The following is a 23,140-nucleotide window of genomic DNA, read 5'->3' on the forward strand; positions in this document are numbered from 1 at the left end:
TACCCTGCTAGGAGCGGAAACGCTTGTTTTGCATTCGAAATCAAGGAGGAATTTGATGGCATCCAGCTACCTGCTAACAGGATCGTATTCGTCAGAAACAGAACCAGGCATCAAACTTTGGGAATTTGAAGATACTGCAGGAGAATTGACAGAAGTAATGGGGATATCGGGAATCGAACGTCCTTCTTTTATCGCTGTCCATCCAACTGGCACGAGTTTTGTTGCTACCAGTGAAGTGGGCAATGGCGAACTTGTCAGTTATTGGATCTATCCAGTAGCCCAAAAAATAGTGGAGATCAATCGCCAAAGCTCAAATGGCGATCATCCAGCTCATGTCACCATCGATGAAACTGGGCAATGGCTGCTAGCTGTTACATATTCGGGCGCGACTGTTAATGTTTATCCTCTCCATACAAATGGAGCGATAGGCGAATTGGCTGCTTCAGTGAAACACGAAGGGTTCGGACCGAATGCAGAAAGACAAGATGCCGCTCATCCGCACTCCATTATACAAGTTCCGGGGAAAAACCTGTTTCTTGTATCGGATTTGGGAACAGATACGATCACCACTTATAAACTGAACGCTGATACGGGGGCATTAACGTTAAAATACAAAGTGCAAACAGAAGCAGGGGCGGGTCCGCGTCATTTAAGCTTTCACCCCAACAAACCTTTTGTTTATTCCTTAAACGAGATTAATTCCACGCTGTTGGTTTACAAGATCAACGGGGACGGACAATTGGAATTTTTGCAGCTGCTGCCCCTAATACCTGACGGCTATACTGGAAAAAATACCAGCGCAGAAATTGCTGTTTCAAGCGATGGCCTTTTTGTCTATGCATCCAACCGCGGACACGACAGCATTGCATCGTTTGCTATTCAAGAAAATGGGACCTTGGAAAACATCGGATTGACCGGTTCAGGAGGGGAAGGACCGAGACATTTTGCTTTAATTCCCGGAAATGTTTGGATGGTAGTGGCAAATGAAAATTCACACACACTCGTGGTTTTAAAAATCGTCGGTTCAGGTGCTCCTTGTACTGTTGAAAATACCGTACAGACCACCGCTCCAGTTTGCGTCAAGGTCATTAAGTGAAGGGAATAACGGAAAACAGCCAGAGAATTTCTTCTCTGGCTGTTTTTTATTACCAATCCGTTGATTCTTTTTCCATAATGCCCAATTCTTTCAGCAGTTGGATAAAACCGCTGTCCTGATTGCCGGCAAATGCTTTTTCGGTGCAGGGGGAATGTGGAGGATAGTTGAGTTCTTGGGCTGCTTCCAATGTCGATTCTTCCAGGAAGTTCGTGGCATCTGCCTGTTCGAAACAGGATGGTGCGATATACGTTCTAAACGAATGCTCCAGAATCACGCGGCTTTCTGGTGCCGGAACATTTTCACGGGGAATGAAAAACAGTACAAGCAACACGGCAGCAGCAAGAAAGGCCACAATCATCCAAATTTTCTTCTGTTTCATCTGCTATTCCTCCGCCAATAGGATTTCCGCATCCGCTAAAATCTCTTCAACCGGTGGATTTAATCCGTCATATGATTTCATGATGACACCTTCCTGATCGATCAGATAAAAGTAAGTGCCGTGAATGACTTGATCATCATTTTCAGGTTTTCTTGCTAACGTCTCAAAATTATCCATGGCAAACTCATCGATTTCTTGAGGTGTATAGCCAGTCAGCAAGTTCCAGCTGGATAAATCAGCACCGTAATTTTCCGCATAGGATTTCAAAATTTCGGGCTTATCAAACGCTGGATCTACACTAAAAGAGACAATTTGGACATCCAATCCTTCAGCTTCCAGTTGTGTCTGCAAGTCTGTCATATTGGCCATCATTGGGAGGCAGACTGTGGTGCAGTTAGTAAACACAAAATCAGCAAGCCAAACTTCGCCTTCTAAGTCAGCCAGGCCAAAATCTTCGTTATTATGATTGGTGAAAGTAAATTCTTCTAGTTCCCACTCGAGCGGGTCTTCAATGCCTTGGTTGCATGCAGCTAAAAAAAAGCTAAAGAAAACAGCCAGCAATAATGCTCTATATTTTCGCACAAATTTAAGCCTCTCTTTCAATAAAACAGCTATCTTTCTAAGAGTAGAGGATATTCTTTCTTCAAACAAGGGTATAGGAGAAAAGAAATGTGTAAACATTTCGAACAGAAAGTGTACACACGTCTCAATTTATCTAAATTTTTGAACAATTATCTATTATAACAAGGAATTTGCAGCGCTTGCGTAGAATTAACAGAAGACGCGAAACTGTAAAAAATGTGGAGGTGTGAACATGAATGACCTACAAAGCCGTCTTACTCAGGAACTGCTGGATTCTTTCCATGCTGGGCTGATGAAAGATGCTTATCTATATTTTGGAGCACATGCAACTGCAGATGAAACAAGATTTACGCTTTGGGTTCCGGATGTGGCCAAGGTAGCGGTAGCTTGTACAGGTCCTGAAAGTCTTGAAGAAGAGATTTTTCAAATGGAGCAACACCCATTGGATGCAACAGTCTGGCATACCCAGACTCCTCTTAACATGACTGGTTATTCATATGAATACTTTATCGAAACGACGGATGGCAAGCAGTTACGAAAGTCAGATCCTTATGCACTTGAAGGAGAGATGAGACCAAAAACAAAATCGGTAGTGGCCGCACCCTCCAAGCATACATGGACGAAAGCCGTTTTGCAGCAAAAGAAAATTCAAAACAACGATCACCGCGAAAAACCGATGGCAATTTACGAATTACATATCGGAACGTGGAAGCGCAACGAACATGGCGGTTTTTTAAACTACCGTGAACTGGCTTCAGTACTGATTCCGTATATTTTGGATATGGGTTTTACCCATATAGAAATTATGCCCATTACAGAGCATCCATTGGATGAATCTTGGGGATACCAAACTACTGGCTACTTTGCGGCAACCAGCCGTTATGGCACAGCGGATGATTTAAAATACTTTATCGCACAATGTGCAGAAAATAAAATTGGGTTGATTCTGGATTGGGTCCCTGGCCATTTCTGTGTCGATGAACATGCGTTGGCTCTATTTAATGGCAGTCTCTTGTACGAGGATGGGCGTGAAGAGCGGCGTGCCAATCCTGACTGGGGAACTTTGAACTTTGATATTCAAAAAGGAGAAGTTGTCAGTTTTCTGATGTCCAGCGCCCATTATTGGCTAAAGGAGTTTAAGTTTGATGGTTTCCGGATGGATGCACTGGTTTGTTTGTTGTTCATTCCAAACAGAAAAGAGCGTCCACATAACCAAGAAGGCACCGATTTTTTACGGAAACTGACGAATAGTTTAAGGGAGTTTTATCCGGAAACCTTATTGATTGCCGAAGATGCCTGGCATTATCCAAAAGTAACCCATGAGGTTTCTGAAGGGGGAGTCGGCTTTCACTATAAATGGAATTTTGGGTGGATGCGCGACACCTTGGATTACATGGAAATCCAGCCTTCCGAACGTTCTGAAGCACATCAAAAAATGAACTTTTCTCTTGTCTACCAGTACGAGGAGCGTTATCTTCTGGCACTGTCCCATGATGAAGTGGTGAATGGAAGAGGTTCACTGTTAAACAAACTTCCAGGAACGCTGGAGGAGCGCTTTCTTCAATTGCGGCTGCTCCTCGGTTTTTGGATTGCCCATCCCGGCAAAAAATTATTGTTCATGGGCCAGGAATTTGGCCATTTTGAAGAATGGGAATTTAAACCAGAGTTGGACTGGGCTTCATTGGAAGCAGAAGAACATAAGAAGATGGCTGATTATACAAGAGAGCTGCTGGATTTTTACAAAACGGAAAAAGCATTTTTTGAATTAGATGACCATCCAGACGGCTTTTCCTGGATTGATGCAGATAATAATGAGCAAAGTGTTGCGGCTTTCATTCGAAGAGGGTATATGCCGGAGGATGAGCGCATTATTGTCTGCAATTTTTCGAGCCATCGTTATGAAAAATTTAAGCTGGGTGTTCCGAAAAACACAAAATATGAAAAAATTTTTACAACAGGAAACGATGGCCAAGGAGATATTGTTGGAACGTTAGACGATCCATACGATGACCTGCCATATTCCGTGGAAATGGATTTACCTGCATTTACGCTTAGCATATGGAAACAAAAACAGGATGGGAGTGAAGCATGATGAACGATAAAGTAGTCGCAATGCTATTGGCCGGCGGACAAGGAAGCCGGTTGAAGTCATTAACTTATACCATAGCCAAACCCGCACTTCCGTTTGGCGGAAAATATCGAATCATCGATTTTCCACTATCAAATTGTACAAATTCAGGCATTGAAACCGTCGGTGTTTTGACGCAGTACCAGCCCCATGTTTTGCATGAGTATATTGGATTGGGCACTCCATGGGATTTGGATCGCCACAATGGCGGCGTCACCATGCTTCCGCCTTATGCAGAAATTGACGGCATCAAATGGTATGCCGGAACAGCCAGTGCGATTTATCAAAACATCAGTTTTCTTCAATCCTGTGATCCGGAATATGTGCTGATTCTTTCAGGAGACCATATTTACAAAATGGATTATGAATTATTGGTCGATTACCATAAAGAGCGTGATGCGGATGTGACAATTTCCGTTTTGGAAGTCCCATGGGAGGAAGCCAGCCGATTTGGAGTCATTAACGTCAACGATCAAATGGACGTGAAGGAATTTGACGAGAAGCCCGAAAATCCAAAAAGCAACCTGGCTTCCATGGGAGTTTATGTGTTCAAATGGGAAAAGTTGAAAGAGTATTTGGAGACAGATAATGTTGATGAATCATCTTCCCATGACTTCGGAAAGGATATTCTGCCTGCTATGCTACAAAAAGGCGAAAAGATGATTGCCTATCCATTTAAAGGCTATTGGAAAGATGTTGGAACCGTCGAAAGCCTATGGGAAGCAAATATGGATTTATTGGACTTGAATTCCGGACTGAACCTGCATGATCCAGGCTGGCGTATTTTTTCTTCAAATCCGCAGCTCCCCCCGCAAGTCATTACGGAAACTGGAAATGTTCAAGGCTCCATGGTAAATGAGGGGTGCATCATCTCTGGTGAAGTTTCAAAATCGGTTATTTTTCAAAAAGTAAAGGTTGAAGAAGGTGCTTCACTTTCGGAAAGTGTGGTCATGAGCGGAGTGACAATTGGGAAAAACGTCAAGCTTCATCGAGCAATTGTGCCGCCTGGATTTGATGTGCCAGCAGGATTTGAAGTATCGAACCAGAAAGACGAAGTGGTTTTATTGACTCAAGAGCAATTGGATGAGTGGAAGGAGCGTGGCGAAAAATGAACTTAATGGCAGTAGTGGACGCCTCTGTTAAAAAAGAAGGGCTGCAGGATCTGACCATGCAGCGGACTGTTTCTTCTGTGCCATTTGCGGGACGCTATCGGTTAATCGACTTTCCGCTATCGAATCTTGTAAATGCCGGAGTGAATACGGTTGGTGTATTTCCTACGTATCCTTTTGCCTCCTTGCTGGATCATATTGGCGTCGGCAAGAGCTGGGATTTGGACAGAAGAAAAAATGGTCTCTTTTTCCTTCCCGTTACACAGCGAGATGGTGGCATATCAAGTGTAGGAGCATTTGCGGCCTTAGAAGAGCATATGCAGTTTTTCACGAAGAGCACTCAGCCTTATGCAGTTGTGGTTAATAGTTTTATTGTCAGCCAATTGAATTTCAAGGACATGCTGGAACAGCATATTCGCTCAGGAGCAGATATTACAGAAGCTGTAAGTGATGGTGTTTCTTTAAAAACTTATATTTTGTCTAAAGAACTACTGATTGAACTGATTCAGACCCACCGCGATAAAAAAGTAGTGAGTGTCGAAGATGTAGTTAATTTGAAGAAGAGTCCTTATACATTTAACGAATACGAATACAAAGGTTATTTTGCAATTATTGATTCTGTTCAAAGTTATTTTCAGGCGTCACTTGCGTTATTGGACGAAGAAAATAGAAAACAGCTCTTTTTGCCGAATTGTCCGATTTATACAAAGGTAAAAGACGAACCGCCGACACGATACGTCAATGGCTCTCATGTAGAGCGTGCGCTTGTCGCAAATGGCAGCACGATTATGGGCGAAGTGAGGGACAGCATCATTAGCCGTGCCGTCTATATTAAAAAAAGCGCGCGTATCGAGAAGTGCATCATTATGCAAAAATGCGTTATTGAAGAAAATTGTGATTTGTCTTATGTCATTGCAGACAAAGACGTTTATATTGGTGAAGGGGTCGTTTTGCACGGAACTGCGGAACAGCCGATTGTATTGCGCAAAGGGGAAAAGGTCACTAAGGAGGACATGCGATGAAAATCATTATGGCAGCAGCAGAATGCGCGCCTTTTGCTAAAGCCGGTGGACTGGCGGATGTCATGGGTGCGCTGCCGAAAGAGCTTACAAGATTAGGCCATGAAGTCAATGTCATCGTCCCTAAATACAGTTTAATTGCAGAAGAATATGCCGCTGAATTCGTTGCGAAAGAATTGGTGACGTTCGATTTTAAAGGACAGCAAATAGAGTTTAGGATTTTCGAATATGAGAACGCAGGTGTGAAATTCCTGTTTGTAGAAAACGGTCGTTATTTTAAAGGTGACCAGATCTATCGAGCAGAAAACGAATTAGAGCGATATGCTTTTTTTAACCGTTCGGTGCTGGAAATTATTTTGCGTCAGAAACAGCCGGCAGATTTGCTTCATGTGCACGATTGGCATACCGCGATGACGCCATTCCTATTGAAGGAAGATGAGCGGTATGCAGCGATTAAAGCAATAAAAACGGTTTTGACGATTCATAATCTGCAATTCCAAGGGAAGTTCTCAAAACAGGACTTTATGGAAAACTTCGAAATGGCGGCACATCACTATGATGCTGGGAACGTGGAGTGGCAAGGTGATTTTAATTCATTGAAAACGGGCATCTCCTACGTCGATAAAGTGACGACCGTCAGCCCCACTTACCGAAATGAAATCTTAACAGATTTTTATGGAGAAAAATTGAACAGCTTCCTCCAAAAAAAAGAGCAGGATTTGGTTGGTATTTTAAACGGCATCGACATCGAAGTTTACAACCCTGCGACCGACTTGTCTATTGAACGGGAATTTGATGCCATGAGCTTGGAAGGGAAGCAGGTCAACAAACGGGCAATTCAAACGAGAGCCGGACTTCCAGAGCGTGGGGACGTCCCTTTGCTAACCATGATTTCCAGATTGGCAGGACAAAAAGGCATTGATGTTTTACAGGAAGTGCTTCCTGGTTTATTGGCAGAAGAGAACCTGCAATTTGTGTTGCTAGGTTCGGGAGAAGAGAAATACGAACAGTTTTTCCGCGAACTTGCGGCCGATTTTCCTGACAAAGTCTATATTCATGTAGGGTTTGATGAAGCTTTTGCCCATCTCTTGTATGCAGGAGCGGACATTTTTCTGATGCCGTCTCATTTTGAGCCCTGCGGCTTGAGTCAGTTGATTTCGATGCGTTATGGAACCGTCCCGGTAGCCAATAAAACGGGCGGCCTGAAAGACACGGTAACCGAATACGATGAACAGCTAAAGACCGGAAATGGATTTTTAAGCGATTTTTCAAAGAGCAAGCCATTTGGGCTTGCCCTCGCTCGCTGTCTGGCTTTCTATCAGCAGCCTGAGCACTGGGAAGCCATCAAAAAAAATGGCATGAAAGGTGATTATTCCTGGTCGCGCTCTGCGGCAGAATACGCTAAACTCTATGAAAGGATAATCTAAAGGGGTGTGCCAATTATGTTTTCTTCCAAAGAAGCGTTTAAGAAAAGCTTTGTCACTCGAATAGAACACAAAGGAATGGAAAGAACTTCAGAACTGGTCTATGAAATCCTTTGGGAAATGACTCAGGAGTGGATTCAAGACCGTTGGAACCGGACAAATCAATTGTACAAAGACAATAACGAAAAACAGCTATATTATTTTTCTATCGAGTTTCTGATCGGACGTGTTTTGGGGCAGAATCTGATCAATTTGGATTGCTATGACCTAGTTGAACAAGGGCTTGATGAATTGGGTCTTCAACTGTCAGAGATAGAAGAACTCGAAACGGAACCTGGTCTTGGCAATGGTGGGCTGGGAAGATTGGCGGCCTGCTTTATAGATTCTCTGGCTTCTCTTGAGCTGCCAGGCCATGGATATGGGCTGCGCTATAAAGGCGGATTGTTCACTCAGCATTTCGTGAATGGCCATCAGACCGAAGAGCCTACCCAGTGGATCCAGGACAAGCACAATGTCGATGTTCGCCGCGATCATCTGGCTGTGGAGATTCCGTATTACGGGGATGTCCAGTTGGTCATGGGCCAGGACGGGCTTAAGGTCAAATTAGAGAACCCGGAGTGGGTCAAAGCAGTGCCTTATGATATGCCGGTCGTTGGGGCCAATGGCGGTACCGTCAATACTCTTCGATTGTGGCAAGCGGAAGTTTCAGATCATCCGCTTCCAGGCCACAAAGATTACGCGGTTTATGAGCACGAAACGGCCAAAATTACAGATCGGTTGTACCCGGATGATTCTCTAGATACTGGGAAAATTCTGCGCTTGAAACAGCAATACTTCCTATGCAGTGCATCACTGCAGACTATTTTAAATGAACGCAGCTTTCCTATAGAAGAGCTTCCCGAAAATGTTGCCATCCAAATCAATGACACGCACCCGGCCTTGGCGGTTCCGGAATTGATGCGCTTGTTGATTGATGACCATGCCTTAAACTGGGAACAGGCTTGGGATATCACCACCCGCACTATTTCTTATACAAATCATACGATTCTGGAAGAAGCAATGGAGAAATGGGACAGCCGTTTGATCCAATCCTTGCTTCCAAGAATTTATATGGTCATTCAAGAAATTGACCAGCGCTTTAAAGAAAGCCTGCAGCAGCAGAACCTCGATGAAGAAGCTCTTCACAAATTGTCTATCATCGAAAACGGCATCATTAAAATGGCGGTGCTGGCTGTAGTGGGAAGCTACAAAGTAAATGGTGTGGCAAAATTGCATACGGAAATTTTGAAAAAACGTGAAATGAAAGAACTAAATGAACAGTTTCCAAATAAATTCCATAACAAAACCAACGGCATTTCGCATCGCCGCTGGCTTGTCAAATCAAACCGCGAATTGTCCGGTTTGATTACCGAAGCGATTGGTCCGCAATGGATCAAGGAACCTGAGCGATTGAACGAATTGCATTATTTTGCGCAAAACCATGCCTTCCTTCAGGACTTCCAAGCAATCAAAAGCTTAAAAAAAGAGCACTTGATCCATCATCTTCAACGCAACCAAAACGTCATCGTGGATCCCGATTCGATTTTTGATATTCACATTAAACGGTTCCATGGCTACAAGCGCCAATTGATGAATATCCTTCATATCCAAATGCTGTACGATCGAATCAAGCGGGATCCAACCTATCGGCCATACCCACGGACTTTCTTTTTTGGCGGAAAAGCAGCACCGAGCTACCACTTTGCTAAGCAAGTGATCAAGATGATCAATACAGTAGCTGCAAAAGTAAACAATGACCCTTTGGCAAGAAAGCATCTTCATGTTGTTTTTGTTGAAAACTACAATGTGACACAAGCCGAGTACCTGATTCCGGCGGCAGATGTCAGCGAGCAAATATCAACAGCTTCTAAAGAAGCTTCAGGAACAGGCAATATGAAGCTGATGATGAATGGCGCATTGACAATCGGTACATTTGACGGTGCCAATGTCGAAATATTTGAGCAGGCTGGCGAAGAAAATGCCTTTGTTTTCGGCATGCGTGCTGAGCAGGTCATGCAATACGAAAAAGAAAAATCTTATGATCCGAAAGAAATAATTGAATCGGATCCGGAACTTGGGCAATTGATGGAAGAGCTGATCAAAGGGGAATGGACAGAAGGCAAAACAAATGTCGATTTTATTGTTGGACAGCTGCTGAATGCTGGAGATCCTTTTTTTGTATTGAAAGATATTCGCAGTTATTCAAAAGCGCATGAACAAATTCTGGACGCTTATGCGCATCCGGAAAAGTGGGCGGAGATGTGCGTCAAAAACATCGCAGCTTCCGGCATTTTCTCAAGTGATCGCACCATCCAGCAATATTCGGACGATGTCTGGCATTTAACGAAAATTCCCAGTTTATATTAGAGACTGAAAGGGTGGAAGTATGGCCGATACGGGGTTTGATAATACGGACTTGAAGGATTATAAAGCCAGTGGTGCACTTGCTGGCAAGGTAGCCATTGTTACGGGTGCCAGCAGCGGCATCGGCCAGGCAGTGGCGATTGCTTACGCTAAAGAAGGTGCCAAAGTGGTTATTGGGCATCTGGGTGATGACGAGGGTGCGCAAAAAACCATCGAACTAATTGAAGGCTATGGCGGCGAAGCCAAAGCGCTGAGTGGAGATTTAGGGAAATCGGAAAACTGTGACCAATTGGTACAGTTCACGTTAACGGAATTTGGCCAAGTGGATATCTTGGTCAACAACGCAGGCTATCAATATCCTCAAACTTCACCATTGGACATTACTGATGAGCAAATGCTGAAAACCTTTGAAATCAAGGCCTTCGCGATGTTTTATTTAACGCGGGCCGCCTTGCCGCATTTGAAAAAAGGCTCGCGTATTATCAATACCGCTTCTATCAATGCTTATCGCGGCCATTCAGACTTGATTGATTATGCAGGTGCCAATGGCGCAATGGTGGCCATGACCCGGTCTTTGGCCAGACGTTTGGTGCGGGAAGAAATTGCTGTGAACGGCATAGCTCCCGGACCCATCTGGACGCCATTGATTACCAAAACTTTTGGTGGGCTAAATCCAAATGTGGCTGAAGGTTTTGGTGAAGATGTGCCAGCAGGACGTCCGGGACAACCGTACGAACTTGTGAAAGCCTATGTGTTTCTGGCTGATCCGCAGAATTCCTATATGACGGGCCAATTTCTGCATATGAACGGCGGGGACTATATGTCTACCTAAATAGAGGCAGGCTAAGGAATTTCCTTAGTCTGCTTTATTCATTTTGGTTTGCTTATGGTAAAATTCACTGGAGAAAGAGGAGTGAGTTTTTGAAAAAGATCAGATGGGCCGTATTGGCAATCCTAATTTTTATGCTGCTTGCAGCTTGTACGGAGATAGCTGTGCAACCGGACGAAGAACGCAATAATGAAGAAACAGAACAACAGCCGCAAGCGGAAGAGCCTGCGGCAGAAGAAGTTGATTCGGATGGTTTGACGGTACATTACATCGATGTTGGGCAAGGAGATTCCACCTTGCTCGAATTTGAAGGGTTTACGATGCTAATTGATACTGGCAATTGGAATTCGACTGAAGCAGTAGATTACTTAAAGCAACAGAACATCGATGATATTGACATCGTCGTTGGGACTCATCCCGATGCGGACCACATTGGGCAGCTGGCGCGGGTGGTTGGTGAATTCGATGTTGCAGAAGTATGGATGTCCGGCAATACGAGCAGCTCCAATACGTTCCTCAACGCGCTGCAAGCCATTGAAGCGAGCGGTTCGGAGTACGTGGAGCCAAGAAGCGGGGACCGCTTTGATGTGGGAAGTATGGAGATTGAAGTGTTGTATCCCGACGAAATTACCGGAGCTGCAAACGAAGAGTCGATATCATTAAGAATGACCTATGGCGATGTCCGTTTTGTTTTTACCGGGGACGCAGGCATTAAAGAGGAACAGGAAATGATCGACAGCGGCATGGATCTCGAAGCAGAAATTTTGCATTTGGGGCATCACGGCTCCAATACATCGACAAGCACGCCTTTTCTAAAGGCAGTAGCTCCTGAAGTAGCGATTTACAGTGCCGGTGCTGACAATTCCTACGGCCATCCGCATGCAGAAGTGATTGCTGCAGCAGAAAATGAAGGGGCCGAAGTGTTCGGCACCGATGTTAATGGCACGATTCTCGTAAAAACAGATGGCAAGTCCTACAGCGTGGAAACGCAGCAGGAAGGGGTGCCAACGGAAGGTGAGAACCGGTGCATTGATTTAAACATAGCCTCTTCAGCAGAATTACAAGAGATTACAGGAGTCGGCGAAGTTTATGCACAGTCCATCATCGATCAACGGCCATTCGAAAGCGTGGAAGAATTACTCGATATTAAAGGAATTGGCCAAGGGACACTGGATGCAATTCAAGAACAGAACCTGGCTTGTGTAGGAGGGTAAGGCAATGAAAGGGATTTTGGATCGAATTGAAGACGGCATCTATGCTGTCATTTTAGTAGAGGACGAAGGGCTTGAATTGGTTTTGCCCGCCAATTGCCTGCCAGATGGAAGCCGAATCAATTCCTGGTTTACTATTGATGCTGAAAATGGTCAACTGGCAGTCACTTTGGATGAAGAAACAAGCTTTATGAAAAATGTGCGAGCAGAAGAGCTGATGGACAAGCTGCGTACAAAGAAAAAAGGCAGCCGCTTTAAGCGCAACTGAAAAGTAGCCCGAGACCTAAAGGAGGTCTCGGGCTTCAGCTTGTTGAAAAAGGCATCACCCATTCATTTCGCTTCAGGCGGACGCGTTCCACGGGCACGGCTTCTGCCGCTTCCCTCGCTGCGCTCAGTCCAGTGGCTCCAGCTCGTGCTGCTCCCGTAGGAGTCGCCGCCTTCCGCTACAGTTAAAAAAGAGAACATTTACTAAGTGGTTTGGAGAAGCGTCCGTTCGACTCCAGCGGGAAAGCGAGACGGCCGAGACCCCGCAGGGAACGGAGTGACCGAGGAGGCTTGGACGCGAGCCCGCGGAAAGCGAACGGTAAGCTTCGGAAATCCACGACTTGTTAGAAGTTTCTCGACAGTCTGTAGCCCGAGACCTAAAGGAGGTCTCGGGCTTTTTAGTATAACTTATGAAAGTACAATTGGTTTGCATGATCTCTACAGGAATCTATCTATGCCTGTTCAACCAATTCCAAGTAATAATCAGCTACTTGTCCTGGTTTGTACAAATCAGTAATCGAAGTCGAATAATTGGAAATGGAGGCATCAAATTCAAGGTTTTGTGCTGGAACACGGATTTGAAAATTCATTTCATACAGCAGCACGGCAATGTCGTGATACTCTTCACTGGTTACTTTAAAGTCAAATGAGACTTTTCTTATGGGCTGTTCAGAATTGGGTTTGTTGCTCACCTCTTCTTTAAAATTTAAAGCATGTATCTCGGTATCATTAATCCAAACTATAGTTTCCATCGTCTATTTCACCTCTGTTTTTGAGTGTTGGCTAAATAATTGAATTGCCTGAGCTGCCAGTTGGGCCTTGACCATGTCTTCCATCGGTGGGTTGTAGAGCCCGGCGCGGACGTTGAGATAGTGCCGGTGCATCGGATTGTCTGCTGAAAGGGCGCGAGAGCCAACGATTTTCATAGCCTTGTCAACAATCTCCATAGCAGCTTGAGTAACGGCAATTTTGGTGATATTCAAGGCTTCGTCCATTTCTGCTTTGTTGGCAGCGTGGATATAACGTTCTACAGTGCCATACAGAAGGTGGCGGGCAGTAGCAAGTTCCAGCTCCATCTCACCGATGGCCTGCTGGATGGCGGGTGTCTCGGCAATTGGCTTGTCAAGAGATGCAGGACGGTAATTTGCAGCAAATTCGACTGCGTAGGATCGGGCTGCAGCCGCGATCCCAATATAGCAAGCCGGTATGTGGAGGAGCCAGCCTTTCGCAGCGGCCGCGACTCCAGACGATTTTAAAATATGGGTTTTCGGAATTCGGACACCATCAAGCACCAATGTGTGGCTCGCCGTTCCCCTCATCGCCAGCATGTCCCAAGTTTCGTTGATCGACACTCCCTCAGCATGGCGTGGAATGATCAGGGTGATGACTTCATCGGTTTCTGTTGCCGCGGTCACGAAAATGTAATCGAGTACAGGAGCCATGGACGTATAGGTTTTTTCACCAGTGACAACATAGTGGTTTCCATCGGCAACAGCAGTTGTTTGTGGCAAAGCGCCTCTAGCCGGGCTGCCTGCATTGGCTTCTGTTGCTGCGGTGTTAATCAGCGCCCCGTTTGCAATCTCTGCCATCAGCCAATCAGCAGATTTTGGATCCCAATGACGATTTTCAGCGTATTCCAGAACAATGCCGACGTGCCACCCGATGGAAAGTGCGGTCGCTCCAGATCCTTCGGCGATGGCTTCTTGTGCCAATATATATTCGTACAGCCCTAACCCTTGGCCGCCGTGCTCTTTTGGCAAGGTCATGGTATGGTAGTTCAGTTGTTTGAGGTCTTTGATGTTTTCAAAAGGAAAAGAGCCGAGTGCATCCAGTTCTGGCTCGCGTGCCAGGAAAGTAGGCGTTAACGTGCGCAGCTGATCGACCAATGCTTGCTGTTTAGGTGTTTTGATAAACTGGTTCATAAAGGGACCCCTTCCGCTTTTCTAAATTAACGGTACCATAAAAAAGCCGCCAAAGCAGTGCAGCAGGCTTTGGCGGCTTGGATATCAGCGAGAAAACCCCGCTTATGAAAGTTTCTTTTTATGCGGTTTTCGGATGTCAGCAAAAATTAACGCACCGACTAGGAAAAAGCCAAGGTACCCAACAATCGGATAGAACAGACTTACCAGCTCTGTAAAGCCAACAAAACTTAAGATGTACGCAACAATGCCGACAATTGTGACAAATATGCGGAATTTTTTTGTACCCGTTACGACAAAGCGTGCTGAGAACGAAAACAGCATGCTGACTGCCGTATTGTAAATCATGCCGAAAAGGATAACCGACATTAAGATCCCGAGAACAGGTGAAATGTCATCGGCAATTTGCAGCAATGGCATTTCTGCGTTGCCCACAATATCCACTTTAGAGAAAATCGCCAAATGGCTCAGGATGATCAAAGCGCCGAGAATAAGCCCGCCGATAAATCCACCGCGTGCCGCCACTTTTTCATCTTTTTCCGTACCGCCCATAACGATAGCCATTGAGGCACCGAGCGCAATATTCAATGATACATAGTTGATGGCAGACAGGAACCAGTTTGGCAAGGTTGATGCTTGTTCGTTGGCAATTGGATCCAGTGCCGAGAATGTAGAATCCATTGTCATCAAGCTGTAGACAGCTAATCCAATGACTGCAATGATTAAGAAAGGTGTAACGCTGCCAATAATGGTGATAATTTTTTGGACATTCATCATGATGGTCAAGACGACTAGAATCACCATGACCGTACTGCCGAGTGGTGCCGGCAAATCGAATTGCTGGGAAAAGATAGAACCGGCTCCCGCGATCATTACGACTCCTACGCCAAACAAAGTGAGAATGATGATGTAATCCACGATGCTGCCAATTATTTTTCCGCTAATGCCATATACCGCTTCTTTATGAGAAGTGGTTTTCATTCGGCTTCCCAGACGCGTCAAGCTCATCCCGAAATACGCAAATAAAGCGGTTGCAAGAATTGCTGCGATTGTCCCCATATAGCCGAAGCTAGTGAAATACTGTAAAATTTCTTGACCAGAAGCAAATCCGGCTCCGACGATAATGCCGACAAAGGCGCTACCTATTTTTAAACTTTTCATGTTGTTCCCCCTTGGTGCGATTCAGTGCATTGATAAGTTTTTTAAAAATTAAAAAATCCCTATTTAAATATATCAAAAGTCATATGTGGAAACAATGGGTAAAGACCGCTAATTATATATATAAAGAGATATACCTATATTAGTTATTCGGTTAAAAATAAAATATTAGAATAGTTAATTAATGTTGACGGGGTCATATTACTGCACAAAAAAGCACCGCCTAGTGGATAGGCGGTGCTTTGGTAATGAATTACTTAACGTCTTTATTCGCGACAATAACTAATTTTCCTTTATCGAGCTCTTCTTCGTATTGTGCAGCTTCCTGTTCAGATAAACCAGCTGCTGCTAGTTTCGCACGAAGTTCGTCACCGCGTGAGCTAGTCATATTCTTCATGCTGTTTAGGAAACCTTGCTCTTTCATACCAACTTCTTCTGTGTCTAACGCTTTTGTAATGTCTTTGCTGCGTTTTTTGTCGTGTGCGAAGATGTAGATGTCGTCATGTGTGTATCCTTGTGTTTCTAATTTCTCGATTTCTTTTTTTGCCTGTACGGCGTTTTCAACTGTCATTTTTAAAGTCAATGTAATCCCTCCAAAGTAAATTTCTATCTTACTCTTTGTATACCACCCAAACAGCGGGTTAAACAACAGGAACTTTAAAGAATCAGTTATACTGAAGAAAATTAGAGATGGGGAGTGGTGTTTTGAAGATTATACCGATTGGCATTTGGGGCGGCTATCCGCATAAAAATGAAGCAACGTCAGCCTTTTTGATTGAACAAGATGGTTTCCGCTGCCTGATTGATTGCGGCAGCGGTGTGTTGGCAGCAGTTCAAAATTACACGGCATTGCGTGACTTGGATGCAGTTGTCATCAGCCATTATCACCCGGATCACATTGCTGATATTGGTGTGCTGCAGCATGCAGCGATGGTGGGCATGCAGCTGAAAGAGTGGAATACACCTTTGTTTATCCATGCGCATGACAAGGATGCTGCTGAATTTGAAAAGCTTTCATACAAAGGTGTGACAGAAGGACGAGCGATACAGGCTGCTGAAACGCTTGAACTAGGTCCATGGCAAGTGACATTCTGTGAGACGATTCACCCGGTGTATTGTTTGGCCATGAAGTTTACTGCCAACGGACGAAGCGCAGTGTTCACTGCAGATACAAGCTGGAAAGAAGAACTGGTCGATTTTTCGCGGGGAGCAGATTTGCTTGTTGCTGAATCCAATCTCTACGAAAAATACATTGGAATCATTCAAGGGCATTTAAGCGGCAGCCAAGCGGGAGAGCTTGCTGAACGCGCCGGTGCCAAGCAATTGCTGCTGACGCATCTGCCGCAATACGGGGAACTGGATGAAATTTTGCAGGCAGCAAAGTCCAGCTACTCTGGCGACGTGGAGTTTGCTGTCATCGGAAAAAGTTACACAATTTGATTGGCGATGGGTAGGCAGATAGTTTGTGTACCGGATATTTTCCTTTTATCCTTAGAGAATAAGAAGGACGAAAGGAAGTTAAACAAATGTCACAACCTATAGATTCATTCCCAGTCTCCGTTTTGGATTTGGTTCCAGTCCGTGAAGGCGGAACAACGAAAGATGCATTAGATGAAATGGTCGCCATTGCTCAGCATGTAGAAAAACTGGGCTATCGCCGATTTTGGCTGTCTGAACACCACAATACAGCCACGCTTGCCAGTTCTGCTACAGCAATTTTGATTTCCAAGGTGCTTGAAAACACCGAATCCATTCAAGTCGGGTCGGGCGGCATCATGTTGCCAAACCATACACCTTTGGTGGTTGCCGAACAATTCGGTACCTTGGAAACCTTGCATCCAGGACGCTTAAACCTCGGTCTCGGACGTGCTCCAGGAACGGATATGCAGACGGCACACGCACTTCGGAGAACGACTCAGGAAACAGCATTTGCTTTTCCGCAGGATGTTGTTGAATTGCAAAATTACTTAAAGCCGCTTGACGAGCAAGGACCTGTCCGAGCGTATCCGGGTGTTGGTACAGGAGTGCCGGTATATATCCTTGGATCCAGTACCTCAAGTGCCCAGCTTGCTGCCAGCCTTGGCTTGCCATATGTCTTTGCGGCGCATTTTGCACCGCAGCAGCTGCAGCAGGCACTGCAGATTTACCGCAGCGAGTTCCAGCCTTCTGAATACTTGGCTGAGCCGTATGTGATGGTTTGTGTGAATGTCGTTGCAGCGGACTCGACCGAAGAAGCTGATAAACTGGCGACATCCAGTGACCAATTTTATTTAAATGTTGTGAGAGGCAGCAAAAATCTGTTGCAGCCGCCACTCGAAACCATGGACGGCCAATGGAGCTACCGTGAGGAAATGATGGTGCGCGGCATGTCGCAATATACTTTCCAAGGCAATGAGGAAACAATTAGCGAGCATCTAGGGACATTTGTAGCGGAATTGCAGATTGATGAAGTGATTGCAGTTTCCTATATTTACGATCAAGAAAAAAGAAAACGTTCATTCGAAATTTTGAAGCAAGCTACCAGCAAGTTTAACTTAATCCATCAGGACTCCGCCTCTTTAAAAGCATAAAGAGATGCGGATCTGTTTCTTTCAAGGCTAATCTTTTTGTTTATCTATTAAGAATGATAGAGACGGGAGGAGAAGTAAGTGAAAATAGGGATTATTGGTGCAACCGGAAAAGCTGGGAATTTAATTTTAAAAGAAGCCCTGAAAAGGGGACACGAAGTGACGGCCATCGTCAGAAATTCTCAAAAAATCGAGAAGTTGGATATCCCAGTGCTGGAAAAGGATATATTCAGTTTGTCATCAGCAGATTTGGCTTCTTTTGATGCAGTAGTCAACGCATTTGGTGTGCCTCCTGAAAAGGCGGACCAGCATATTGAAGCTGGCAGGCTGCTGATTGAATTACTTAAAGCAACGCCTGAAACACGTTTGATTGTGGTAGGTGGCGCTGGCAGTTTGTTTGTCGATGAAGCTCGGACAACCCGTCTGGCAGAAACGCCTGAGTTTCCTGAAGCATTCAAATCAATTGCCAACGGCCAAGCGCAAAACTTAGCCGACTTGGAAGCGTCCGAAGGAATTCACTGGACATTTTTGAGTCCAGCCGCATTTTTCGATTCCGAAGGCCGCCGGACAGGGCGCTACCAAAAAGGCGATGATGGATTTATCGTCAATAGCAAAGGGAAAAGCTACATTAGCTATGCAGATTACGCGATTGCGCTGGTCGATGAAATTGAAAGTGGTGAACATAAGAATAGACGGTTTACCGTCGTTTCGGAAAATCATTGACCTTTCGGAAAAGCCGATCTTTCTTAGATCGGCTTTTTTTATGGCTCGAAAATACGCATTCGGGCCACCAAACTTGCCATGAAATGTTCACCTTCCTCCAAAGAGCAGAAGCAAGAATCATGTATAATGAAGTGAAACTTCATATATTAAAGGTGGGAATCAACAAGATGGATTTTTTATATTTTCCGGAAGACAAATCGGAATACATCCCAGGGATTATTTCTGTCGTAATTATATTCATTCTATCCGTACTGATTGTACGGCTATTGATCAAGGCATCACGAAAGCAAGTAAAGCAGTTGGAAGACCAGGGGTACCCAGTCGTCTACAGAGACGGTTTGGACTCAGGAAAACAAACTGAAGAAGTTGCAGATCCTCAAGAAACAGTCCGCAAAGTGAATGAGGAAAAGGCAGCTCGCAATAAACCAAAGTCCTGACAACTGTCAGGGCTTTTTTTGGTGTTTTCAAAAGGTGTATACTGTAAGCAATTGACAGAATGAAAAGTGGGGAAAATGGCTATGGAAAATCTTTTTGGTGGTGTGCAGTGGGCGGTCTTTTTAGTTGCCTCTTCGATTGCAGCACCAATTGCCATTGCCAGCATTTTTGGCATGGATACGACCGATACAGCGCTGTTCGTCCAACGAACTATGTTTGTGCTGGGACTTGCCTGTTTGGTGCAGGCATCTATCGGCCATCGCATGCCAATCAACGAAGGACCTGCTGGTTTGTGGTGGGGAATTTTTATTGTTTACGCGGGCTTAGTTGGAATAATGTATGCCTCGATGGAAGAATCGCTTCAAGCGCTGCAAAGCGGCTTGTTGTATAGCGGTGTGCTGTTTATCGTATTTACTTATACCGGCCTGGTGGATAAGCTGAAAATATTCTTTACGCCAACCATCACGTTTGTTTACTTGCTGCTGTTGGTGCTTCAAATCAGCGAGTCGATTTTGGCGGGGCTATTGGGTATCGTTTCAAAAGGCGATCCAGTAGACGGACTGGTGCTGGTCGGCGGCATTGCGGTCATCTTGTTGACTTTCTTTTTTATGGGACACAACGTGCCCTGGGTCAGCCGCTATTCCATCTTATTTGCAATTGTCGCAGGCTGGTTGATTTTCTGGGTACTCGGCAAATCGCCGGAAGCTGAAGGCGGAGCAAGTACCTTGGTTTCCTTGCCGGAAATGCTGGTTTTTGGACCACTGATATGGGACAGTGGCATGTTTGTTACGGCTTTGTTTTTAACCATCTTGCTCATTGCCAATATGATGGCGTCATTGCGGGTAATGGAGAGTGTACTTAAAAATTCTTTCTCGATTCATCCCCCGGATCGCATCAAACAGGCTTCTGCAGCCTCCGGAATTAACCACATTCTTGCCGGTTTGTTTTCATCCATCGGACCCGTGCCAATTTCAGGGGCAGCCGGATTTGTCAGCGCCACCAGAACTCCAGCACTAAAGCCGTTTATCTTGGGCAGTATCATCGTCGTACTGATCAGTTTTTTTCCGGCACTCATGGCGATTCTTGCATCACTGCCGGCTCCTGTAGCATATGCGGTCATATTTGCCGTATTTACCCAAATGGTGGAGATGGCCTTTACGGAACTGGAAAATGAAGCAGATCGCCAGCATTCTTACAAAGTGGCAGCGTTTGGCTTGATGAGTGGGGTCGGCATCATGTTCGTTCCGCCTGAAAGCATGGCGAACCTGCCATCGGTTGTGGCCGCTACTTTATCAAATGGTCTGATTACGGGAACCCTGATCGCTATTTTTGTGGAACAGCTCCTGTTGTGGCGCAAAAAGAAAGCATGAGAAGTTTTCAGGCTTTCTTTGCAGTCGCTCAAATAAAGAATCCAGAGGCGAATGGTAAACTTTTGACAACTTGAAAAGCCGTGCGCAAAAGAACTGCGCACGGCTTTATTTAGTTAATGCTTAAGAATCTATACGGTTTGCTCAATTTCTTCAGTCAAACGCTCCAGTTCGTCCACCAGTTCGCCAATATAGGCAATGGTGTCACGCAGCGGTTGTTCGGTTGTGATGTCGACTCCAGCCATTTGTGCAAGTTCCACTGGCGTTTTGGTGCCGCCGGCTTTAAGAACCTCAAGCCATTCATCTACAGCTGGCTGGCCTTCATTCAAGATCCGCTTGGATACTTGAGTGGAAATGGTCAATCCGGCACTGTAAGTGTACGGGTACAAGCCCATGTAATAATGCGGTTGGCGCATCCAAGTCAATTCGGCGCCATCTGTAATATCGACAGCGTCTCCCCAGAATTCTTCCAGTACACCGCGTTTTATGGCATTTAAAATGCCGGCATTGACGCTCTTGCCTTCATCAATCCGTTCATACACTTTGCGCTGATAGGCAGCTTCCAACAAATGTGTGACGAAGTTATGGTAATAAGTTCTGGCGACAATCGATGAAATCACCCATCGTTTGAATTTCGGATCTTCTGAACTTTTCAGCAGGTGGTTGGCGACCAGCATTTCATTCATCGTTGAGGGTGCTTCGATAAAGTAAAGGGACGGCCGTGCATTCAAGATGTTTTGTTCACGGTTGGCGTTATAGAAATGACCTGCATGGCCAAGTTCATGAGCCAGCACGAAGACTTCGTTCATGCGGCCAGTCCAGGAAATCAAGATATAAGGATGGTCGCCGTATGGGCTCGAACAAAAAGCGCCAGTCGATTTTCCTTTGTTTTGGGCAAAGTCGATCCATCGTTCAGAGTACGACCGGTCCACCATTTCAATGTAGTCTGGACCCATTATTGAAAGAGCATCGTCAATGTATCGTTTGGATTCTTCTACAGTAATTTCCGGTTCGTAGCTCGGGTCTAAGGAAATTTTTAAATCGGCGAACGTCATGCGGTCCAGGCCGTGAGCTTTTTGCAATAGCTTGGCATATTTCTGCATATGCGGTGCCAGTTCCTTAGTGATCAAATCAATTTGGCGGTTGTAAAGCGAGCGGTCGACTTCCTGGTTGAACAGGAGCGAGTCAAAAATACTGTCGTAGCCTCTAAGGTCCGCTGTGGTTTTTTCTGTCTGCAATTGCATGTCATAAGTTTTGGCAGTCGTGTGCTGATAATCTCTCAGCTTTTTGGAAAAAGCATCGAATGCTGCCCGGCGAAGCTCTGCATCCGGTTCTGCCTCCCAGTCTCCTTCGAAAGAGACATAACTGAGCGGGTAGGCTACGCCATTTACTTCGAAATCCTCAAAGTTCATATCGACCATTTTTGTGGTGTTGTAAAGACCGTATGGCGCACTGAAAGTAGAAGAGTAAGCAGCAAGGCTTTTTTCCACCTCAGGGTGCAGCTGGTAAGGTTTTCGTCGAAGCAGTTTTTTCAGAAATACGTTAAACTCTGCAGACTCCTGCATTGCCTGCTCTAAAGTTTCTTTTGGCAAAGCGAGAAGTTCGCTGTTGATGAAAGACAGCTTGCTGCTGATTTTGGCAGAGGCTGCGCTGAATTTACTGGACTGCATTTGGGCTTCATCATTGGTTTGGTCGGTGCTGATGGTCAAACTTGCATAAGTGCTTACCACAACCAGTTTTTCAAGAAAAGCCATGTAACCGGTCAATGCCTGGATAACAGTAGGCACATCGACAATTGTTCCTTGTGTGTTTTGATTGAAAGCTTCGGCTTCTTTTTCCAAGCTTTCCAAGGCTTGATCAAACTCGGCAGAGCTCTTGAATAAACTGGATAAATCCCATGTTTCTTCGACGGGAATAGCTGAACGTATCGGCAAACTTTTCACCATATAATCTCTCCTCTATGTATTACGGCTTTCGAACTAATTATCAGTATATAGGGAGAACATAGAAATGTAAAAATATTATTCAGAATTTATTAATAAATTATAAAAAAGGGGTTTAGTTTTGGATGGAGTGCGGGTATAATATGAGTACAAGGCGGAATCACCGTCGGAAGATACGACTGGATTCGATCCAGAATCGCCTTCAGACGAGAAACTGCACAGCCTTGGCGGGAAATTTGCTTTGCTGACGATATTCACTCTTGTCAGGAACCAACGTTACTCAGGTTTCTATCCGGAAAGTGTTTCAAACAGTAAGCCGTAAGTTTTTTGTGGAAGTGCAATTGAAAGCCTGGCTGCAGATCAAAAATTCACTGAGAAGTACATGTGAACCTAATTGCCCCTATCGGCAAACGCAAGTCAGCGCAACTAAACTGCAATGACGAGAGTTTCGTATTCGTCAGAGATGGACAGTTTGTAGAAAGAATTTAATACAATTTTCCGCGTGCAAAAACCTCTCAGGATTTTCGAGGGGTGGAAAAAGGGAAAGCATGATCTGATGAAAAGGATCATGCTTTTTCTTTTGG

General features: G+C 45.0%; 21 protein-coding genes. 14 read left to right on the forward strand and 7 right to left on the reverse strand.

What is annotated here, in order from left to right; genetic code table 11:
- Window positions 1-55 precede the first annotated feature (55 nt).
- The gene (locus tag AC4EHK_RS14685) at window positions 56-1,096 is read left to right on the forward strand and encodes a lactonase family protein (protein ID WP_490979536.1); all 1,041 of its coding nucleotides are present in this window, start codon (window positions 56-58) and stop codon (window positions 1,094-1,096) included.
- 49 nt (window positions 1,097-1,145) lie between these two features.
- On the opposite strand, the gene AC4EHK_RS14690 is transcribed toward AC4EHK_RS14685, so the two are convergent.
- Together AC4EHK_RS14690 and AC4EHK_RS14695 are read right to left on the reverse strand one after the other, a co-directional pair.
- Window positions 1,146-1,475, reverse strand: a complete 330-nt coding sequence (locus AC4EHK_RS14690) for a hypothetical protein (protein WP_490979537.1) — start codon at window positions 1,473-1,475, stop codon at window positions 1,146-1,148.
- A 3-nt stretch (window positions 1,476-1,478) separates the two neighbouring features.
- Window positions 1,479-2,057, reverse strand: a complete 579-nt coding sequence (locus AC4EHK_RS14695; protein ID WP_490979538.1) for an SCO family protein — start codon at window positions 2,055-2,057, stop codon at window positions 1,479-1,481.
- 232 nt (window positions 2,058-2,289) lie between these two features.
- On the opposite strand from AC4EHK_RS14695, the gene glgB reads away from it, so the two are divergent.
- The 8 genes from glgB to AC4EHK_RS14735 all read left to right on the forward strand — a co-directional run bounded on the left by glgB (window position 2,290) and on the right by AC4EHK_RS14735 (window position 12,448).
- Complete coding sequence (glgB, locus tag AC4EHK_RS14700) at window positions 2,290-4,149, forward strand: 1,4-alpha-glucan branching protein GlgB (protein WP_490979539.1); 1,860 nt, start codon at window positions 2,290-2,292, stop codon at window positions 4,147-4,149.
- Entirely contained in the window at window positions 4,146-5,297 is a 1,152-nt protein-coding gene (locus AC4EHK_RS14705) for a glucose-1-phosphate adenylyltransferase (RefSeq protein ID WP_490979540.1), read from the forward strand. The genes glgB and AC4EHK_RS14705 overlap by 4 nt, the downstream gene beginning before the upstream one ends.
- On the forward strand, window positions 5,294-6,316 hold the full coding sequence (locus tag AC4EHK_RS14710; protein WP_490979541.1) for a GlgC family sugar phosphate nucleotidyltransferase: 1,023 nt from the start codon (window positions 5,294-5,296) through the stop codon (window positions 6,314-6,316). The genes AC4EHK_RS14705 and AC4EHK_RS14710 overlap by 4 nt, the downstream gene beginning before the upstream one ends.
- On the forward strand, window positions 6,313-7,740 hold the full coding sequence (locus AC4EHK_RS14715; RefSeq protein ID WP_490979542.1) for a glycogen synthase: 1,428 nt from the start codon (window positions 6,313-6,315) through the stop codon (window positions 7,738-7,740). The genes AC4EHK_RS14710 and AC4EHK_RS14715 overlap by 4 nt, the downstream gene beginning before the upstream one ends.
- Before the next feature lie 15 nt (window positions 7,741-7,755).
- Entirely contained in the window at window positions 7,756-10,143 is a 2,388-nt protein-coding gene (gene glgP, locus AC4EHK_RS14720; RefSeq protein ID WP_490979543.1) for a glycogen/starch/alpha-glucan family phosphorylase, read from the forward strand.
- A 19-nt stretch (window positions 10,144-10,162) separates the two neighbouring features.
- The gene (locus AC4EHK_RS14725) at window positions 10,163-10,972 is read left to right on the forward strand and encodes an SDR family oxidoreductase (RefSeq protein WP_490979544.1); all 810 of its coding nucleotides are present in this window, start codon (window positions 10,163-10,165) and stop codon (window positions 10,970-10,972) included.
- Between the two features lie 89 nt (window positions 10,973-11,061).
- Window positions 11,062-12,183, forward strand: a complete 1,122-nt coding sequence (locus AC4EHK_RS14730; RefSeq protein ID WP_490979545.1) for an MBL fold metallo-hydrolase — start codon at window positions 11,062-11,064, stop codon at window positions 12,181-12,183.
- A gap of 4 nt (window positions 12,184-12,187) precedes the next feature.
- A complete protein-coding gene (locus tag AC4EHK_RS14735; RefSeq protein WP_490979546.1) occupies window positions 12,188-12,448 on the forward strand; it encodes a DUF3006 domain-containing protein in 261 nt (86 codons plus the stop codon).
- A 448-nt stretch (window positions 12,449-12,896) separates the two neighbouring features.
- Here AC4EHK_RS14735 and AC4EHK_RS14740 read toward each other — a convergent pair whose 3' ends face one another.
- From AC4EHK_RS14740 to AC4EHK_RS14755, 4 genes are all read right to left on the reverse strand, one after another.
- Window positions 12,897-13,196 carry a DUF3219 family protein gene (locus tag AC4EHK_RS14740; protein ID WP_490979547.1) on the reverse strand — a complete coding sequence of 100 codons (300 nt, stop codon included), beginning with the start codon at window positions 13,194-13,196 and terminating at the stop codon, window positions 12,897-12,899.
- Window positions 13,197-13,199: 3 nt separating this feature from the next.
- Complete coding sequence (locus AC4EHK_RS14745) at window positions 13,200-14,366, reverse strand: acyl-CoA dehydrogenase family protein (protein WP_490979548.1); 1,167 nt, start codon at window positions 14,364-14,366, stop codon at window positions 13,200-13,202.
- A 102-nt stretch (window positions 14,367-14,468) separates the two neighbouring features.
- A complete protein-coding gene (locus AC4EHK_RS14750; RefSeq protein ID WP_490979549.1) occupies window positions 14,469-15,524 on the reverse strand; it encodes a YkvI family membrane protein in 1,056 nt (351 codons plus the stop codon).
- A gap of 250 nt (window positions 15,525-15,774) precedes the next feature.
- Window positions 15,775-16,104 carry a YflT domain-containing protein gene (locus AC4EHK_RS14755; protein ID WP_490979550.1) on the reverse strand — a complete coding sequence of 110 codons (330 nt, stop codon included), beginning with the start codon at window positions 16,102-16,104 and terminating at the stop codon, window positions 15,775-15,777.
- Between the two features lie 122 nt (window positions 16,105-16,226).
- Between AC4EHK_RS14755 and AC4EHK_RS14760 the strand changes: the two genes are divergently transcribed.
- The 5 genes from AC4EHK_RS14760 (at window position 16,227) to AC4EHK_RS14780 (ending at window position 20,616) form a co-directional block, all read left to right on the forward strand.
- On the forward strand, window positions 16,227-16,961 hold the full coding sequence (locus tag AC4EHK_RS14760) for an MBL fold metallo-hydrolase (protein ID WP_490979551.1): 735 nt from the start codon (window positions 16,227-16,229) through the stop codon (window positions 16,959-16,961).
- 86 nt (window positions 16,962-17,047) lie between these two features.
- Window positions 17,048-18,091, forward strand: a complete 1,044-nt coding sequence (locus AC4EHK_RS14765) for an LLM class flavin-dependent oxidoreductase (RefSeq protein WP_490979552.1) — start codon at window positions 17,048-17,050, stop codon at window positions 18,089-18,091.
- Between the two features lie 78 nt (window positions 18,092-18,169).
- Entirely contained in the window at window positions 18,170-18,811 is a 642-nt protein-coding gene (locus tag AC4EHK_RS14770) for an NAD(P)-dependent oxidoreductase (RefSeq protein WP_490979553.1), read from the forward strand.
- Between the two features lie 167 nt (window positions 18,812-18,978).
- Window positions 18,979-19,248, forward strand: coding sequence for a hypothetical protein (locus tag AC4EHK_RS14775; protein WP_490979554.1), 270 nt, complete (start codon window positions 18,979-18,981; stop codon window positions 19,246-19,248).
- A gap of 81 nt (window positions 19,249-19,329) precedes the next feature.
- A complete protein-coding gene (locus AC4EHK_RS14780) occupies window positions 19,330-20,616 on the forward strand; it encodes a purine/pyrimidine permease (RefSeq protein ID WP_490979555.1) in 1,287 nt (428 codons plus the stop codon).
- A gap of 128 nt (window positions 20,617-20,744) precedes the next feature.
- Here AC4EHK_RS14780 and pepF read toward each other — a convergent pair whose 3' ends face one another.
- Window positions 20,745-22,559 carry an oligoendopeptidase F gene (gene pepF, locus AC4EHK_RS14785; RefSeq protein ID WP_490979556.1) on the reverse strand — a complete coding sequence of 605 codons (1,815 nt, stop codon included), beginning with the start codon at window positions 22,557-22,559 and terminating at the stop codon, window positions 20,745-20,747.
- Window positions 22,560-23,140 lie beyond the last annotated feature (581 nt).

The sequence above is a fragment of the Planococcus sp. TJ-307 genome, assembly GCF_058268435.1.

Excerpts from the sequence above, each read along its gene's own strand:
- AC4EHK_RS14685 (WP_490979536.1), top strand. The coding sequence starts at position 56 with ATGGCATCCAGCTACCTGCTAACAGGATCGTATTCGTCAGAAACAGAA.
- AC4EHK_RS14690 (WP_490979537.1), bottom strand. The coding sequence starts at position 1,475 with ATGAAACAGAAGAAAATTTGGATGATTGTGGCCTTTCTTGCTGCTGCC.
- glgB (WP_490979539.1), top strand. The coding sequence starts at position 2,290 with ATGAATGACCTACAAAGCCGTCTTACTCAGGAACTGCTGGATTCTTTC.
- AC4EHK_RS14705 (WP_490979540.1), top strand. The coding sequence starts at position 4,146 with ATGATGAACGATAAAGTAGTCGCAATGCTATTGGCCGGCGGACAAGGA.
- AC4EHK_RS14710 (WP_490979541.1), top strand. The coding sequence starts at position 5,294 with ATGAACTTAATGGCAGTAGTGGACGCCTCTGTTAAAAAAGAAGGGCTG.
- AC4EHK_RS14715 (WP_490979542.1), top strand. The coding sequence starts at position 6,313 with ATGAAAATCATTATGGCAGCAGCAGAATGCGCGCCTTTTGCTAAAGCC.
- glgP (WP_490979543.1), top strand. The coding sequence starts at position 7,756 with ATGTTTTCTTCCAAAGAAGCGTTTAAGAAAAGCTTTGTCACTCGAATA.
- AC4EHK_RS14725 (WP_490979544.1), top strand. The coding sequence starts at position 10,163 with ATGGCCGATACGGGGTTTGATAATACGGACTTGAAGGATTATAAAGCC.
- AC4EHK_RS14735 (WP_490979546.1), top strand. The coding sequence starts at position 12,188 with ATGAAAGGGATTTTGGATCGAATTGAAGACGGCATCTATGCTGTCATT.
- AC4EHK_RS14740 (WP_490979547.1), bottom strand. The coding sequence starts at position 13,196 with ATGGAAACTATAGTTTGGATTAATGATACCGAGATACATGCTTTAAAT.
- AC4EHK_RS14745 (WP_490979548.1), bottom strand. The coding sequence starts at position 14,366 with ATGAACCAGTTTATCAAAACACCTAAACAGCAAGCATTGGTCGATCAG.
- AC4EHK_RS14750 (WP_490979549.1), bottom strand. The coding sequence starts at position 15,524 with ATGAAAAGTTTAAAAATAGGTAGCGCCTTTGTCGGCATTATCGTCGGA.
- AC4EHK_RS14765 (WP_490979552.1), top strand. The coding sequence starts at position 17,048 with ATGTCACAACCTATAGATTCATTCCCAGTCTCCGTTTTGGATTTGGTT.
- AC4EHK_RS14775 (WP_490979554.1), top strand. The coding sequence starts at position 18,979 with ATGGATTTTTTATATTTTCCGGAAGACAAATCGGAATACATCCCAGGG.
- AC4EHK_RS14780 (WP_490979555.1), top strand. The coding sequence starts at position 19,330 with ATGGAAAATCTTTTTGGTGGTGTGCAGTGGGCGGTCTTTTTAGTTGCC.
- pepF (WP_490979556.1), bottom strand. The coding sequence starts at position 22,559 with ATGGTGAAAAGTTTGCCGATACGTTCAGCTATTCCCGTCGAAGAAACA.